Source organism: Robertmurraya sp. DFI.2.37 (genome assembly GCF_029211245.1).
Classification (GTDB): domain Bacteria; phylum Bacillota; class Bacilli; order Bacillales; family Cytobacillaceae; genus Robertmurraya; species Robertmurraya methanolica_A.
Genome location: NZ_JARGEJ010000021.1, coordinates 14,717 through 29,738 on the forward strand (window position 1 = coordinate 14,717; position 15,022 = coordinate 29,738).

The 15,022-nt window shown below is 36.5% G+C and carries 16 protein-coding genes and 1 pseudogene; 2 read left to right on the forward strand and 15 right to left on the reverse strand.

The window, feature by feature from the left end; genetic code table 11:
* Nucleotides 1-103: 103 nt before the first annotated feature.
* From PZE06_RS12805 to PZE06_RS12860, 12 genes and pseudogenes are all read right to left on the reverse strand, one after another.
* Nucleotides 104-901 carry an HAD family hydrolase gene (locus PZE06_RS12805; RefSeq protein ID WP_150916080.1) on the reverse strand — a complete coding sequence of 266 codons (798 nt, stop codon included), beginning with the start codon at nucleotides 899-901 and terminating at the stop codon, nucleotides 104-106.
* Between the two features lie 316 nt (nucleotides 902-1,217).
* Complete coding sequence (locus PZE06_RS12810) at nucleotides 1,218-2,108, reverse strand: Vgb family protein (RefSeq protein ID WP_150916078.1); 891 nt, start codon at nucleotides 2,106-2,108, stop codon at nucleotides 1,218-1,220.
* Nucleotides 2,109-2,355: 247 nt separating this feature from the next.
* Nucleotides 2,356-3,786, reverse strand: a complete 1,431-nt coding sequence (locus PZE06_RS12815) for an IS4 family transposase (RefSeq protein WP_026585316.1) — start codon at nucleotides 3,784-3,786, stop codon at nucleotides 2,356-2,358.
* A 29-nt stretch (nucleotides 3,787-3,815) separates the two neighbouring features.
* The gene (locus PZE06_RS12820; protein ID WP_150916076.1) at nucleotides 3,816-4,040 is read right to left on the reverse strand and encodes a hypothetical protein; all 225 of its coding nucleotides are present in this window, start codon (nucleotides 4,038-4,040) and stop codon (nucleotides 3,816-3,818) included.
* Nucleotides 4,034-4,309: an iron-sulfur cluster assembly accessory protein gene (locus PZE06_RS12825; RefSeq protein WP_150916074.1), complete on the reverse strand. Its 276-nt coding sequence runs from the start codon at nucleotides 4,307-4,309 to the stop codon at nucleotides 4,034-4,036. The genes PZE06_RS12820 and PZE06_RS12825 overlap by 7 nt, the downstream gene beginning before the upstream one ends.
* A gap of 22 nt (nucleotides 4,310-4,331) precedes the next feature.
* The gene (locus tag PZE06_RS12830; protein WP_150916072.1) at nucleotides 4,332-4,760 is read right to left on the reverse strand and encodes a protein-tyrosine phosphatase family protein; all 429 of its coding nucleotides are present in this window, start codon (nucleotides 4,758-4,760) and stop codon (nucleotides 4,332-4,334) included.
* Between the two features lie 14 nt (nucleotides 4,761-4,774).
* Nucleotides 4,775-5,731, reverse strand: a pseudogene (locus tag PZE06_RS12835) (NAD(P)/FAD-dependent oxidoreductase).
* Between the two features lie 7 nt (nucleotides 5,732-5,738).
* The gene (gene arsA / locus PZE06_RS12840; protein WP_150916070.1) at nucleotides 5,739-7,508 is read right to left on the reverse strand and encodes an arsenical pump-driving ATPase; all 1,770 of its coding nucleotides are present in this window, start codon (nucleotides 7,506-7,508) and stop codon (nucleotides 5,739-5,741) included.
* A gap of 16 nt (nucleotides 7,509-7,524) precedes the next feature.
* A complete protein-coding gene (arsD, locus tag PZE06_RS12845) occupies nucleotides 7,525-7,890 on the reverse strand; it encodes an arsenite efflux transporter metallochaperone ArsD (protein WP_150916068.1) in 366 nt (121 codons plus the stop codon).
* A 93-nt stretch (nucleotides 7,891-7,983) separates the two neighbouring features.
* Complete coding sequence (arsC, locus tag PZE06_RS12850; RefSeq protein ID WP_150916066.1) at nucleotides 7,984-8,403, reverse strand: arsenate reductase (thioredoxin); 420 nt, start codon at nucleotides 8,401-8,403, stop codon at nucleotides 7,984-7,986.
* Between the two features lie 21 nt (nucleotides 8,404-8,424).
* The gene (locus tag PZE06_RS12855) at nucleotides 8,425-9,723 is read right to left on the reverse strand and encodes an arsenic transporter (protein ID WP_150916064.1); all 1,299 of its coding nucleotides are present in this window, start codon (nucleotides 9,721-9,723) and stop codon (nucleotides 8,425-8,427) included.
* A 12-nt stretch (nucleotides 9,724-9,735) separates the two neighbouring features.
* Nucleotides 9,736-10,080: an ArsR/SmtB family transcription factor gene (locus PZE06_RS12860; RefSeq protein ID WP_150916110.1), complete on the reverse strand. Its 345-nt coding sequence runs from the start codon at nucleotides 10,078-10,080 to the stop codon at nucleotides 9,736-9,738.
* Between the two features lie 393 nt (nucleotides 10,081-10,473).
* Between PZE06_RS12860 and PZE06_RS12865 the strand changes: the two genes are divergently transcribed.
* Together PZE06_RS12865 and PZE06_RS12870 are read left to right on the forward strand one after the other, a co-directional pair.
* Entirely contained in the window at nucleotides 10,474-10,782 is a 309-nt protein-coding gene (locus PZE06_RS12865; protein WP_095306126.1) for a PadR family transcriptional regulator, read from the forward strand.
* Nucleotides 10,783-10,798: 16 nt separating this feature from the next.
* Nucleotides 10,799-11,992 carry a chromate transporter gene (locus tag PZE06_RS12870; RefSeq protein ID WP_095306127.1) on the forward strand — a complete coding sequence of 398 codons (1,194 nt, stop codon included), beginning with the start codon at nucleotides 10,799-10,801 and terminating at the stop codon, nucleotides 11,990-11,992.
* An 84-nt stretch (nucleotides 11,993-12,076) separates the two neighbouring features.
* Here the strand turns inward: PZE06_RS12870 and PZE06_RS12875 are convergent, their stop codons facing one another.
* From PZE06_RS12875 to PZE06_RS12885, 3 genes are all read right to left on the reverse strand, one after another.
* On the reverse strand, nucleotides 12,077-12,565 hold the full coding sequence (locus PZE06_RS12875) for a DinB family protein (protein ID WP_095306128.1): 489 nt from the start codon (nucleotides 12,563-12,565) through the stop codon (nucleotides 12,077-12,079).
* 869 nt (nucleotides 12,566-13,434) lie between these two features.
* Nucleotides 13,435-13,800 carry a YybH family protein gene (locus tag PZE06_RS12880; protein WP_095306129.1) on the reverse strand — a complete coding sequence of 122 codons (366 nt, stop codon included), beginning with the start codon at nucleotides 13,798-13,800 and terminating at the stop codon, nucleotides 13,435-13,437.
* 224 nt (nucleotides 13,801-14,024) lie between these two features.
* The gene (locus PZE06_RS12885; RefSeq protein ID WP_150916062.1) at nucleotides 14,025-14,864 is read right to left on the reverse strand and encodes a hypothetical protein; all 840 of its coding nucleotides are present in this window, start codon (nucleotides 14,862-14,864) and stop codon (nucleotides 14,025-14,027) included.
* Nucleotides 14,865-15,022 lie beyond the last annotated feature (158 nt).

The window sequence follows — 15,022 nt, forward strand, 5'->3', positions numbered from 1 at the left end:
GAATCACATTTTCGTTTACTCAATACATTAATTAAATTTAATTAACGATAATAACATTATGTTAACTGATAAAATTTCTAAAAACAGCTTTCGGAAGCTGCTTTTAGAATTCGATTAAATTTTGAACTGCATAGGCAAACCCGTTGTCATCGTTTGATTTAGTGATAATGTCCGCGTATTCCTGGATTGGAGCAGGAGCATTCGCCATCGCAATAGAAGTAGTAGCAACTTTAAATTGTTCCACATCGTTACCGCCATCACCAAAAGCAAAAATCTCGTCAAAATGAAAATTCGTTAATTTCTGATATCGCAACAATGCTGCGCCTTTATTCGCCTCAGGCGAGGTAATTTCAACATTATTAGGATGTGATGAAGCGATTGTCAAAGGCCATTTACCATGAAGAGCAGCTTTTACAGCATCAATTTTATCCAATTGATCATGGCGAGAGACAGCCATAATTTTATAAATGACAAGATCCTTTTTATTGAGCAATTGTCCATAATCATAATCCGCAAAAATGGCTTCGATTTCTTGATCATTTTTGCCTTGAAGATACGGATTTCTACACGGAAATCCACCTTGATTCGTATAAACCATAACCCATAAACCAAATTCCTTTAATAGTGCAAACAACTCAACATATCTAGAAAAAGGAATAGAAGCCTCGAATAATACATCTTTAGTCTCAGAATATATAACCGTACCATTTATTGTAAATATGGGTAGCTGCAATGATTTAAGTGCAGCAAATTGAATCACATCATCATAAGCACGACCTGTATTAATAATAACAGAATGACCTTGAGCTTTTAATTGCTTTAAAACATGTAAGTTTTCTGAAGAGATTTCACGGTTAGTATTTAACAAAGTTCCATCTAAATCAATAGAGAAGCATTTCATCGTGTAATTCCTTTCTATATAACATATAGAATACTATAACAGAAAACAAACAGTTAAAAAACTAGCCTCAATGGATAATTTTTATTCTGTCTCACTATTTAAAGTATACTTTGGAATTGAGACAGAGTCTTTCTTTTTACACACGACTTCCTATAATGTATATTATGTAAACTAAAAAATTGAAATGTTTAGAGGAGCAATATTTAGCATTTGCTCCTCTAACGCTTAACAAAAAGTACTTAATCATCTTCTAATAAAGAATTAAAAGTCAATGTCTAATCCCAGCAGTCTATTCATTCCATAACACTGTCCATCTTCATACCATTAATTTTAATCTTCCAATCTTATTGCATTCTAACGTAAACCATACGGTGCCTTCATTATCACATGCAATTCCATGAGGTTCAGAACTAGTTGTATGGATTAAGTATTCTTCAATCACATTATTTTTTGTTATCCTTCCTATTTTATTGGCACCCCATTCGCTGAACCACAAGTCACCAGCCAATCCTTGAGTAATAGCATGAGGACGTGCATGTGCAGTGGGGATATTTATTTCGCTTATTTCACCAGAAATGGTGATTCTCCCAATTTTATTTCCCAATATTTCCACAAACCATAGTGCATCATCGTTCCCTTTTGTTATACCTACCGGTCCTGATGATGGTGTAGGTATTTGGAATTCCGTAATTTCACCTGATTCAGTTATCCTTCCAATTGCATTATTTTGATTTTCAGTGAACCATAGTGAACGATCTGGACCTTGTGTAATGAAAGCAGGATAGGACTCTTTATTGGGTAATTCATATTCATAAATCTCACCTTTCTCCGTTATTTTACCTATACGATTTCCATTCATTTCCGTAAACCAAATCTCTCCTTTGCATCCTTCCGTTATCCCATATGGTGCTGAATTCGAGTGTGGTAAAGAATACTCTTTAATGATACCAGTAGCAGTTATCCTTCCTATTTTGTTTGCCCCATTTTCTGTAAACCAGATCTCTCCTTTTGAAGATATTGTTAAACACATCACTTTAGCATTAGCAGTTGGAACATGATATTCCTTCATCTCTCCTTCTTGGTCGAGGCAACTAATTTTATTTGCTTTATGTTGGGTAAACCATACCTTTCCTTTTTGTGTGACAGCAATACCATAAGGACCTGAATTAGAAGTTGAAATATTAATTTCTTCCTGCACAAATCTCATATAATTCCCTCCTTTGAGAATTTTTTAACACAAAAAACCCCCTATACTCATTTTCCGAGATAGGAGGCAATACAAATCTAGTAAAGACTAAAAATAGACTTTCTTAATCTTTATAAAAGGGGTCCTGCCGCATGCCCATCAAGCTAACAAAGTAAATTACTAGATACGAAATGATCCTTGTTTTAAAACTAGCGAGTGATGGAAAAGTAGGCATGCCAAAGAAGCCTATTAAAACGCGATTTTTTCGCTAGGCAGCTTGTCTATGCTTCACCGTCGTTTCATACACAACCCCTAGAATATCAAAGACGGTCATCTTCTTATACCGATGACATTTACGACCGTTCTTTTTTAGCAGCTGATAAAGGCGATGCAGAATTTTCATAAGTTCTTCTGTGCCAACTGCTATCGCTTGAAACAGTAACGGAAAGTAATCTTTAATCATATAAATCGCTTTGTATTCACTCAGCTCCTGCTTTTTCTTTTCAAGCAGAAGCTGTCGCATTTGAAACATCGTAGAAGAACAGAGGAGAATGCCAATGAGTTGTCCATATAAATGGCACTCTAGGCGTTCTCTTTTAATATTTTTACATTCATCAATTTCAAAGAATGACTTCCACGTTTTAAACAAAATCTCAATCTGCCAACGAAGTGAATACAATGAATGGACGTAATTCGTCAGTACTTCTTCTAGCGACGTGTTCGTGATATATACATTCATGCCCATTAAACGTTTACTTTTATCCTTCATGACAATGCCTTTCTTCTTTTCACGTATCGCTTGGTTTTTCAGGCGTGTTTGCGTTTGATCATCGGTTAAACGATGGATAATGACACGTGCTGGAAGCTTCTGATTTTGGCCAATGTATGCCTCGGGGATTTCCATCGTTTCACCAGGGGTTAGACCAGACATCATTTGTGTCATATCAAGCTGGATGTATTCTGTTTGCTTTTTTAACGTGCCATTGTTGAAGTATTCTGGCTCAGGGTTCTTGGTATAAATGCGTGTATTCAGCTTCAACCGCGAGATATAGTAAGCCTCTTTATCATGAATGGCTTGTAAGTCTCCTAAATCGAAGTAACCAAGATCACGCAAACACAAATCGCCCGCCTCTACGGTTTCAAGGCAGATGGTACCGTATGTTTTATCATTATTTTTTCCTGGTCCAAGCTGCACGTTAAGAAATTGACCACTAAGTAAATCATATTCCAATTGGATTTTCACGCCTGCCGTATTACTACTCCCACCTGAACCTTGATAGTCAGTGGCGAAATGATCAGGCAGTTGAAACACTGTCGCATCTAAAATACGGATACGATTGAAAGTAGAGATCATGTGTACAGAAAGCGATTGATTTGAACAGAGTTTTTGTGTGAGAAGAGAAGTAAAGACTTCTCGAAGAAATGCGACAGCTGCTGGATTAAAGCGTTGATTCAGTCCTTCTGAGCTCATCAGTACCCCAGTGGAAGCTTCTAACTGACTGCACAATTGTGTAAGTGATGTGCTAGCGATTTCTTGACTAAGCCATACGCAAAGGGCAATGAGTTCGTTTGCTTGATACTTACTAGATCGCTGTACAAAGCCAACTTGTTTGGCGATATCTTGTAAGACTACTGGAGATAAAAAGTATTGTAGTTCTTGTGCAAAAAGATTCAGTTCATTTGAAATGATAGGATTCATCAAAAACGCCATCCTTTCTCGTAAACTTCTTACGATAAGCATAGCGTTTTTTCATTTTGAGGGTATGATTTTAACTTCGCTTGATGGGCATGGGGTCCTGCCGACAAAACGCGGATTTTATACGGTAATCCATTTTTTTGGGATATAAATCCCTGATTTTTAAACTTTAGATAAAAAGAAAAAGCTGCCACAATGACAGTTCCACCTATAGTTATTACCCTAATTTTAATTTTAAATGGTTTTCCTTTTAGCAACAGTTACTGCCGCCTAATAAAACTAATCCAGCCCCGTCTTGATTTTCTTCTTTGTCTAAAGTTAATTCCTCCGTACCGGTAACTTGTGAATCGAATGCAACTTTAATTCCATTAATGGTTTCAATTTTATCAGATTCCTTTGGTTGATCCAGGGAAATCGCAAATTGCGGCCCGCAGCAACCAGCTACTGAGTATAGACGGATTCCCTCTGCACCATTTTGACTTAACACATTTTCTAATAATTGCTTAGCACCATCTGTGATTTTCATTTATTTCTCCTCCTAAACTTTATTATGCATTTGGAAAGATTCTTGTTAAAGTTTCTTTCATCTCTGGTTTTACATTAATTTTCGGTCTTGCTGTTTTAGCCATTTCTTCTGCTTCTTCAATGCTGCTAGCCTTTCCTAAAGCTAGTAGTGTTCCTATCGCAATCGTTCCCGTCCGATTGCTCCCTCCTTGGCAGTGAAAATACACATTTTTCCCTTCATTATACGCATTTACTACCCGATCGATGGATTTCTTAACGGATTCATCTTGATGATCTGCATTATCAACGATTGGACTATGAACACGATTATATTTCGATTCATTTGCAGGTGCTTCTGCTCTTAGATCAAAGACAATATCTACTTTTTCATTTCCCATCAAATCTTGGACATCGTCTGCACCACCAATATAAATACGCTCTTTAAATAATTCATGATAATTCTTAGTTGTCATTGTTCATCCTCCGGTTATAAAGATTTACTCCAATCATGTACAGCATTTCCTTCTAGATATCTTTCAGCATCTAAAGCTGCCATACAGCCAGTACCCGCAGCCGTAATCGCTTGACGGTATTTTTTATCTTGAACATCTCCACAGGCAAAGACCCCAGGTATATTGGTATCAGTCGTACCAGGTACCACATTGATATAGCCCGTTTCATCTGTGTCTATTTGACCATTTAAGAATGCTGTATTTGGTGTATGTCCAATAGCAACAAAAATTCCATCAGTTTCAATAATCTCTTCTTCGTTGGTTTTATTATTTTTAACTTTTAGTCCTTTAACTCCATTTTCACCAGCAATTACTTCTAATGGTGTTTTATTAAGTTCCCAAGATACTTTTGAATTTTCTCTCGCACGATCCTGCATGATTTTTGAAGCACGAAGTTCATCTCTTCTATGAACAACAATCACTTCACTTGCAAACTTCGTTAAGAAATTTGCTTCTTCCATTGCAGAATCCCCCCGCCAACGATGATAACCTTTTTACCTCGAAAGAAAAATCCATCACAAGTGGCACAGGTAACTAACACCTCGGCCTATGTTTTCTTTCTCTCCTGGTATATTTAGAAGTTTTGCAGAAGCACCTGTCGAAAGGATAAGGGATTCGGTCTCAATTTCTCCTAAACCACTAACTTGCAAGCGATAAGGTTTTTGAGATAAGTTAACATCCGTAACCCAACCTCTTTTAAATTCAGCTCCAAAACGCTCTGCTTGTTTTCTCATGTTATCCATCAGTTCTGGTCCCATAATGCCATCTATAAACCCAGGGAAGTTTTCAACCTCTGTTGTTAATGTCAATTGTCCTCCTGGCTGATCTCCTTCAATAACTAGAGGTTTCATATTTGCACGCGCCAAATAAATAGCAGCTGTTAATCCTGCTGGACCCGTTCCTAAATGACAACCTTTTCCATATCCATTCACCTGCAGATTAATTAATGTAGTCTTTTAGCTTTTCGTACCCAATTTTTTCTTCTTGTAGCCATGGAATAATCGCACATTTTTCAGCTAGATTTTTATTAACTTCATGAATCCACTTTTTTTCTGCTATGGCTTTCCCTCTTAATACAGGATCCTTCGTATTTGTAGCAGATAGACTTTGATTAATTACCCACCATTTTGGGTCTATATTTGCTCGTCTGAGATCATCTTGTAATCGAGATGCTTCTAACACAGGTGTTGCTTCAGCAAGTGTGACAATCACAACTGCTGTTTCTTTTGGATTTCGAATTTGAGGAAGCAATTTTATTACACTTGCAGGAACTTCTCCTGTTGATCTAGCAATTTCTTTACTATACGACTGTGCAGCATCTAACAACAGGAGGGTATGTCCTGTTGGGGCTGTGTCAATAACGACTATTTCATTTTCGGATTTAGCTACAACTTCTGCAAAAGCTCGAAATACTGCTATTTCCTCCGTACAAGGTGAATTAAGATCTTCTTCTAAATACTCAAGTCCAGCTTCATCTAAATCTCTGCTTGCTTTAGATAAAACTTCTGCCTTATATTTCTCGACTTCATCTTTGGGATTAATGCTGCTAATCGTTAAATTTTGATTCAATTGTTCACTTTGGAATTGGTAACCTAGATGAGCAGCGGGATCTGTTGTTGTTAGGTGAACTCGATGACCTGTTTCAACCAAACCAACCGCAATCGCAGAAGCTACCGTTGTTTTTCCTACTCCACCTTTCCCCATCGTAAAGATCAACCTTGTATTATTGGATGAGAAATCATTAATCACTTCATCCAATATTGGAAGATTATCAGTTCCATCTTCTAGGGTTAATTCCGTTGATGACATGGAGTATTGTTTAAATAGATATCTTAGATTTTCCAAACCTGTTAGGGAATAGGATACAAACGGTAACGAATAAATGACAATTTGCTTTAAATTTTCTGGTATCTGCTGTAATGCTTTTCTTTGTCGATGATAAAAGGTCGATGATACTTCATCCTCTTCAAGATGTGCCTGAAGAAGACCATTAACGATGAGAATCTGGTTTTTTATACCAATCTCCTTCAGTTCCTTTGCTGCACGATCTGCTTCTGTTAGAGAAGAAACATCAGGCCTTGTTACTAGCAGTAAAGTGGTTTTGCTTGGATCGGAAAGAACCTCTACTGCGCTCGAATAAAGATCTTTTTTATCAGCTAGCCCTGATAAAGGGCCTAAACATGAAGCACCATGTGTGCTTTCTTCTAAGAATCCATTCCAAGCCGTTGGAAGCTGTAAAAGACGCAGTGTATGACCTGTTGGGGCAGTATCAAAAATAATATGGTCATACTGATTAACGACTTCGGTATTTGTGAGCAAATTTGTAAATTCATCAAATGCAGCAATCTCAACTGTACAGGCTCCCGATAATTGTTCTTCCATTGTGGCAACAACAGATTCAGGAAGTTTTCCGCGATATGGACCGACAACTTTTTCACGATAAGCTCTTGCTGAGCTTACCGGATCTAAATTACTCGCATATAAATTTTCAACAGCTGGAACCTCTTTTGGTGAGTTTGTTAGTTCTATTTCAAATACGTCTTGCAGGTTAGAAGCAGGGTCTGTGCTAATCAATAAAACCTTTTTTCCACTATCAGCTAATGCAACAGCCGTTGCACAAGCCGTTGATGTTTTCCCTACCCCGCCTTTTCCAGTTAAAAAAAGAAATGGCGTATTGACTACATTCTTTGGATGGAAAGATTGAAACATTATTTCCCCTTCTTTCTTATTTCAGTGAATTTAAATCAATAGAAAGGCGAGCTTTTGGTTTTTCATTTAATTCTTCTGGTTTTACATTAAACCATTCTGCAAATTCCTCGTTTGTTGGATAGCTCCCAACTTTAACAACCTGATCATTAACTAAAATAACAGGTAAGGCATCAGGTCCTTTTTCATGTAAAACGCTATTTACTTCTTTATTTTCAGCGAATTTATCAGGATCACTTGTTAGTTGATATCGTTTGATATCGAAGCCTCTTTTCTCTAATGAATAAACGGCAGATGCCACTCTTGTCAATTCTGGATCTACACTGGGACCACATACTCCTGTTGAACAGCACATTGCAGGGTCAAAGATTTCAACTTTTTTCATTTTAAAACCTCCAATTATAATATTAAATAAGCATATACTTATACTAAGATAAGAAGAAAACCAAGAGAAACCTCTCTTGGTTATTTAATTGTATTATTCTCCAGATTCACCAAAACGTTTGATTCTGTCTCCCACTTCATCACGTACACGTTGGAAGAAAGCCCACTTTTCTTCTTCTGTTCCTTCCGCCTTAGCTGGGTCATCAAATCCCCAGTGCTCGCGTTTAACGTGAGGAGGTGTCATCGGGCATTTATCGGCAGCATCCCCGCATAATGTAACAACTAGATCAGCATTATTTAAAATTTCAGGGTCAATAATATCAGATGTTTGATTTGAAATGTCAATTCCGGCTTCTTTCATAGCTTTTACAGCATTTGGGTTTAATCCATGTGCTTCAATCCCTGCACTGTGCACGTTCCACTCATCACCTAGATATTTCTTTGCCCATCCTTCAGCCATTTGGCTTCTGCAAGAATTACCTGTACATAAAAAGTAAATTGTTTTCTTAGACATAATGTATTTCTCCTTTATTAATTAGTGAATGAATAACAACCATATATATAAACCAACTAATGTAATAAACAGTGTTGGAATGGTTAAAACAATACCTGTTTTAAAATAGGTTCCCCAAGATATCTTAACCCCTTTTTGTGAAAGGACATGCAACCATAGCAAGGTTGCAAGAGAACCGATTGGTGTAATTTTTGGACCTAAATCTGACCCAATGACATTGGCATAAATAAGTGCTTCTCTTATCACACCAGTTGTATTTGTATCTGCAATAGCTAATGCATCAATCATGACGGTTGGCATGTTATTCATAATGGAAGAAAGAATCGCAGCTATGAATCCCATTCCAACAGTGGCTGCAAACAACCCTTGATCAGCAGTTACTTGAATCAAATCAGCTAAGATATTGGTTAGCCCTTCATTTCTTAATCCATAAACAACAACATACATTCCAATTGAGAAAAAGACGATCGCCCAAGGCGCACCTTTAATAACGGTACGAGTGTTAACAGCATGGCTTCTTCTAGCCATGAAAAGGAAAAAGATTGCGACGATACTTGCGATAATGGACACAGGGATTCCTGTAAATTCACTAGCAAAATAGCCAATTAGTAGTATTCCTAACACAACCCAAGATAATCGAAACATTTTTTCATCTCGAATGACTTCAACTGGCTTTTTCAATTGGGACAAATCATATTGTTTTGGAATACTTTTACGGAAAAATAGATATAAAACCAAGATACTTGCTGCTAATGAAAAGAAGTTCGGAATAATCATCCTTGAAGCAAACTCTGCAAAACCAATACCAAAAAAATCTGCTGAAACGATATTAACCAAGTTACTTACGACTAACGGAAGTGATGTCGTATCTGCAATAAATCCACTAGCAATGATGAATGGAAAAACCATTTTTTCGTTAAATTTTAGATTTCTAACCATTGCCAAAACGATAGGAGTCAAAATGAGTGCGGCACCATCGTTTGCAAAAAAGGCAGCCACTAATGCGCCAAGAATAGATACATAGACGAACATTAGAACTCCGTTTCCTTTAGCAGCTCTCGCCATATGAAGAGCTGACCACTCAAAAAAACCAATTTCATCTAATATTAATGAAATCATAATGATAGCAATAAAAGCGAGTGTTGCATTCCAAACAATCGATGTGACGTCTAAAACATCTTGAAAATCAACCACTCCTACAAGTAAAGCTAAAACAGCTCCGGCACAGGCAGACCAACCAATCGATAACCCTTTCGGTTGCCATATCACTAAAATAAGCGTTACTAAAAAAATCGTGGAAGCTAAAAACACTGATGTCAAAATTGTTCCCCCTTAATCGCAAGAAATGCGTAACCCTTTTTCTTCAAGCAGCTGTAATCTATATTCTTGATCAGGAAGATTGTCAAGAATAGCTTGTACAAATGGATACATGTCACCATCTTTAATTAAAGAATAGATGACCCACTGTCCTCTTTTCGTCTCGCCAACAATCCCAGCATCCTTTAACTTTCTCATATGCTGACTGATGGCAGGCTGACTCATTTGAAACATCGCGACAAATTCACAGACGCAGCAATCGTGCGAGTTTAATATTTTCACCATCGTTAAACGAGTTTTATCACCTAAAAGCTTTAAAATATGTGCTGCTTTCTCCATTTCTATTTTACCCATCCCCATCACCTTCCATAATAGAGCCATAATTTACTCTGTTGTTACAGTCAATTCTTATTATATAAGCTTTAAGTTATATAATAATATGCTTATATATATTTTTCAATCTTTTTCATAAAGCTTTGTTAAACCGTATACTTCCTCTCCACTACGATGAAAGTATAAAAATAACTTAGTTACTCACATCACTTCGAGAGGGTCTTTATAGCTGCACGAAAAAAGTGTGTAAAATATTGGTTTCACATATAATAAAACCAAAATCAGGACATTCATATAAAAAATAATCATAAAATTTTGTAAAGGTTTTGTAAATGCTATTGAAAACAATAACGAACATCATATAAAATTAGTTTTCGATATCGACTTTCGATATTGAAATTCGCAATCGGGGGTGCGAAGTTGGAAGAGAAAATATTGAGGAAATTATTTCTCGGCTTCATCCAAATTCATATTTTACACCATGCGAAAGAGCATCCGATCTATGGTGTTTGGATGCTTGATGAACTAAAACAGCATGGATATAACATCAGTTCTGGAACCCTCTATCCTATTTTACATTCGATGGAAAGTGACGGGCTACTATTAAAAGAAGAGAGAAATGTGGAGGGGAAAATTAGAAAATATTACACAATCACTGAAAAAGGACGTTTAGTTTTAACGGAAGCACGCAATAAAGCATATGAACTTTTTAAAGAAATTAAGGACTAACAAAAAGGAGATTTCTATGACACAAAACCAGCAGAACAACAGGATAAAAGCACTTCTTGAGATCCTGTTCATTTCTACTAGATTAGGGCTTACATCATTTGGTGGACCAGTAGCACACTTAGGATATTTTCATACTGAATACATTCAAAGAAGAAAATGGATGGATGAAAAAAGCTATGCAGACTTAGTCGCATTATGTCAGTTCCTTCCTGGACCAGCTAGTAGCCAGGTTGGAATCGGAATCGGTGTAATGAGAGCGGGAATTATAGGAGGAATCGTTTCTTTTATCGGTTTTACTCTCCCCTCAGTTCTAGCATTAATTATTTTTGCGTTACTCCTCCAAGGGCTCAATATTAGTGAAGCCGGTTGGATTCATGGGCTAAAAATAGTAGCAGTTGTCGTCGTTGCACACGCGATTTTAGGGATGGCTAAAAATTTAGCACCTGACTTAAAAAGAAAAGCATTAGCTTTATTCGCACTCGTTGCCACATTATTATGGCAAGCCGCTTTTACACAAGTGGGGATCATCCTCATTTGTGCTTTAATAGGATTCATCTTATATAAAAATCATCAAGATAGCCAAGATTCAAACATTCATTTTCCTATCTCGAAAGGATTTGCTGTTACATGTTTAACATTATTTTTCGGGCTTCTTTTCCTGTTACCTATCTTAAGAGAAGTAACATCTCTAAATTGGCTCGCCATGTTTGATAGTTTTTACCGTTCTGGTTCCCTTGTTTTTGGAGGTGGCCACGTTGTACTACCATTACTTGAACGTGAGTTTGTACCAACGGGATGGTTAAGTAAAGATGAATTTTTAGCCGGTTATGGAGCAGCACAAGCAGTACCTGGACCGCTCTTTACCTTTGCTGCTTATCTTGGTGCCGTTATAAATGGTTGGCAAGGTGGACTGCTCGCAACAGTCGCGATCTTCCTCCCTGCATTTTTACTCATCCTTGGAACACTGCCTTTTTGGGATGCTCTTCGCCGAAATCCCAAAGTAAAAGGAGCATTAATGGGGGTTAATGCAGCCGTTGTTGGAATCTTAATCTCCGCATTTTATCATCCAATATGGACGAGTTCGATCCTAGCGCCAATTGACTTTGCCTTTGCTGCTGTTTTATTTAGCATGCTGGTGTTTTGGAAGTTACCACCATGGGTCATTGTCATAACTGGAGCATTGGGCGGCTCCTTGATGACCATTCTTTAATCATTTGGTACTAAAAAATCCGTGCGTTCCATAAATCTGCACGGGTTTTTTATTCATCATTTTTTAAGTTTTTCTACTGCCGCTTTATAGAGAATCAAGCGTAGCCGAGAGTCCTCGCCCAATAACATTTGCCGATACTGGCTCTATCCCCATTTCTCTTACCCAAATTGATAATTGTCCAATATGATGAATTTCATGGGCAATAATATGTCGTACCACTTCACCCCAAGTATGGCTAACATCCTTTCCATTTTTTAAGGTAAGACGCAAAATCCGATTTTCCTTGCTCGCATCCCAGTCTCTCACGAAAGCTGAGACTTCAGAATGATATCGCTCGTCCAAAGTGCGAATTTCTTTTAAGCTTTTATAGTCGTCGAAGTTCTCCTGAACATCAGGTTTGCCTTCTAGCATTCGAATCCAGCTCCACTCCACATCAATAATATGAAAAAAGGTGTGTAATATACTTCCCATTCCTCCCACACGGAGTTTCAATAAATCTTCTTCATTTAACTGTTCACATAATTGATACCATTCTTTTCTTACCATCCAATTGTAGTTAAAAAAAGTTTGCAAATCATTCCCTCCTCATTTATTATAAAATTCAGATAAAGAAATCTTCAGTTCCTTTTGAGCTGTGACAAGATTGGGGGCATTCAATTTGTTTGATTTATCCGTTATTGAAATGATCTTATCGATCTTATCTATTTGGGTTATTTTCCTGATCTTTCATAGACTTCTTCACCGCTATTCCGAACAGAACAAAAAGTGGACACATGATCTTGTAATTACATTAATACAATCTTTACTCGTCTTCTTCATCATTATCCCACTTATTAATTTTTTTCAATAAGCCATCCTTCTAACTTGAGATACGCAGATAAATAGAGGAAAATATATCCTTTTTATTTCTCTAAGCTCACATAATCACTAGTCTTGACAACAGCAATCGAATTTTGAGTAGCGAAATCGCTTAAATGGAACATATATACGTAGGTCGGAAACGAATGATACGAAGATTAAAACCTTTTTTTGTTTGAATAATCGCGCCTTTTTGTATCCAACCACCACGAATTAATTGTATTTTATTAATTTGAGTGACTGTTATAGTCTTTTAGTAAATCGGTATATTAAAAACCGAAACTTGATAGACTAAACATTTTTCTCTTATTGTTACCTGAAATTTAAGAAATAGAGCAATTGTAACAAAAATAAGAATTAAAATCTGTAAATACAAAATTCTTTCCCATTGCTTTCAATTTAAAACTGTATAAATTAACAAGACAAATGACATGGTTAAAACTCTTTTTTCGCTATCCGCTTGATAAGTCAATTTTCTCCCCCATATTTATGACAAATATTTTAATTCTCATATTGCCATAAGCCCCGCGACTTAAATTGAAGCACTAAAGGAGCTTATGATGTTAGCTCCATCTTATCGTTTCTCACAAACTACTTAAATGCTCATGGAGCAGCTTCCACTGATCATGTTCATCCTTGATAAAGACATTTGTTGCACGCCCGCTTCCTTTCACGTATTTCCCATTTAAGTAGCCCTCATAATGATATTGATAAAGGCAGGTTGCACTGTGATCATTTACAGAAATCCATTTGACATCATTTGCAGAATAGACCTCCTCCTTGATCAGCTCCCACGCATTTTCGAAATATGCCCTAATTTCTTCCATGGTAGTGCATGTTTTATCTGTAAACCAATAAACAGCATCTGGATGCAAAAGCTTTTTTACATTGGCAAAATCATGCGTATTCGTCGCTGTAATATATTGTTTTAATGCATCTACATAATTCATCTTGAACACCCCTTTTTATTTAGCTTTGTTAAACAATATGGTTCGTTAAAGGATCCTTGGCTCATTTCGTGTGCAACAGTTATACTGAAAGGTCTTCTGATTCATGAAGCGATGTAAGAAAACAAGTTTTCTCTATCGCTTCATGAATCAGAGAAAAAATGAGCCAAAATCAACATCAACCTATAACAAAGCCTTTTACATTAATAACGATATCAACTGTTTATTTAATAGGTTATATCGATTTTCGCTTCTACTTTTTGTCTCCATAAACAGAGTAATAGTGGGATTAACACAAAAAGCAAGTATAGAGCATATAAATAAATTTGAGAATTTTGTATGAGGAACGCTTCCCCTAGTAAATATCCTCTAGTAATTAATATACAGATAGTAACAAAGATTGGCAATTGTAGCACAATAAGCGAAATGTAATTTTTACAAATATTCGAAACCACAATGGCTAAAAGAGCAAAGCTGAGTACTAGCACATACGTAAGTATGATCGTCATCATGATTAATTGTTGAAACGTTAAATCATACCAATATATACTTCCCATAAATGAATTGATTCCACTATTTAAAAACATCGCTACCTCATTTGTGGAGTAGATACTGTAATAAACTGCAACTAGAATAGTTGTAATCATAAAAGCTGAAAGCATTCCTGCTGCTACTTTCGATCGAAAAAGCCGTCTCCCTGTTTTAGAGGTGTATTGTAAGGCAATCAAATTGTTTTTATAATCCTTTATAAAAATGGGAGAAATCATAAAAATAACACTTATTAGGATTGTGATTAAAATATATTTGCTAATTTCAAAAAAATTATCCTCTACAGGAAATGCAGGGAAAATAGAGTTGACCGCTTGGCTGCTAACAATTTCCTTAATTCTCAGCTCCTCTTTCTCAGTTGGCTCTGTCAATAGATGTCTATAACCATAGTACTCTTCCACCATTTCCATGTTCTCAAGCAACTCTTCTCTTACAGGAATCTCCCAAAACAGATCAATCTCTTGCTCGAAAATAAGATCATTTTTAATTGTTTCAAACTGTTTATGATTAGCTTCCATTGACTGAAACTGCTCATATGAAACAATGCCTAATTCTTTTAATTCATCGTTTGCTTGAATCCATTTATCCGCTTTATGAATCTCTTCTTAATAAATGTCTTTAAAATGGTTAAATTCCTCCTGATCAAGTTCAGCACCATACTGATGAACCATTTCTG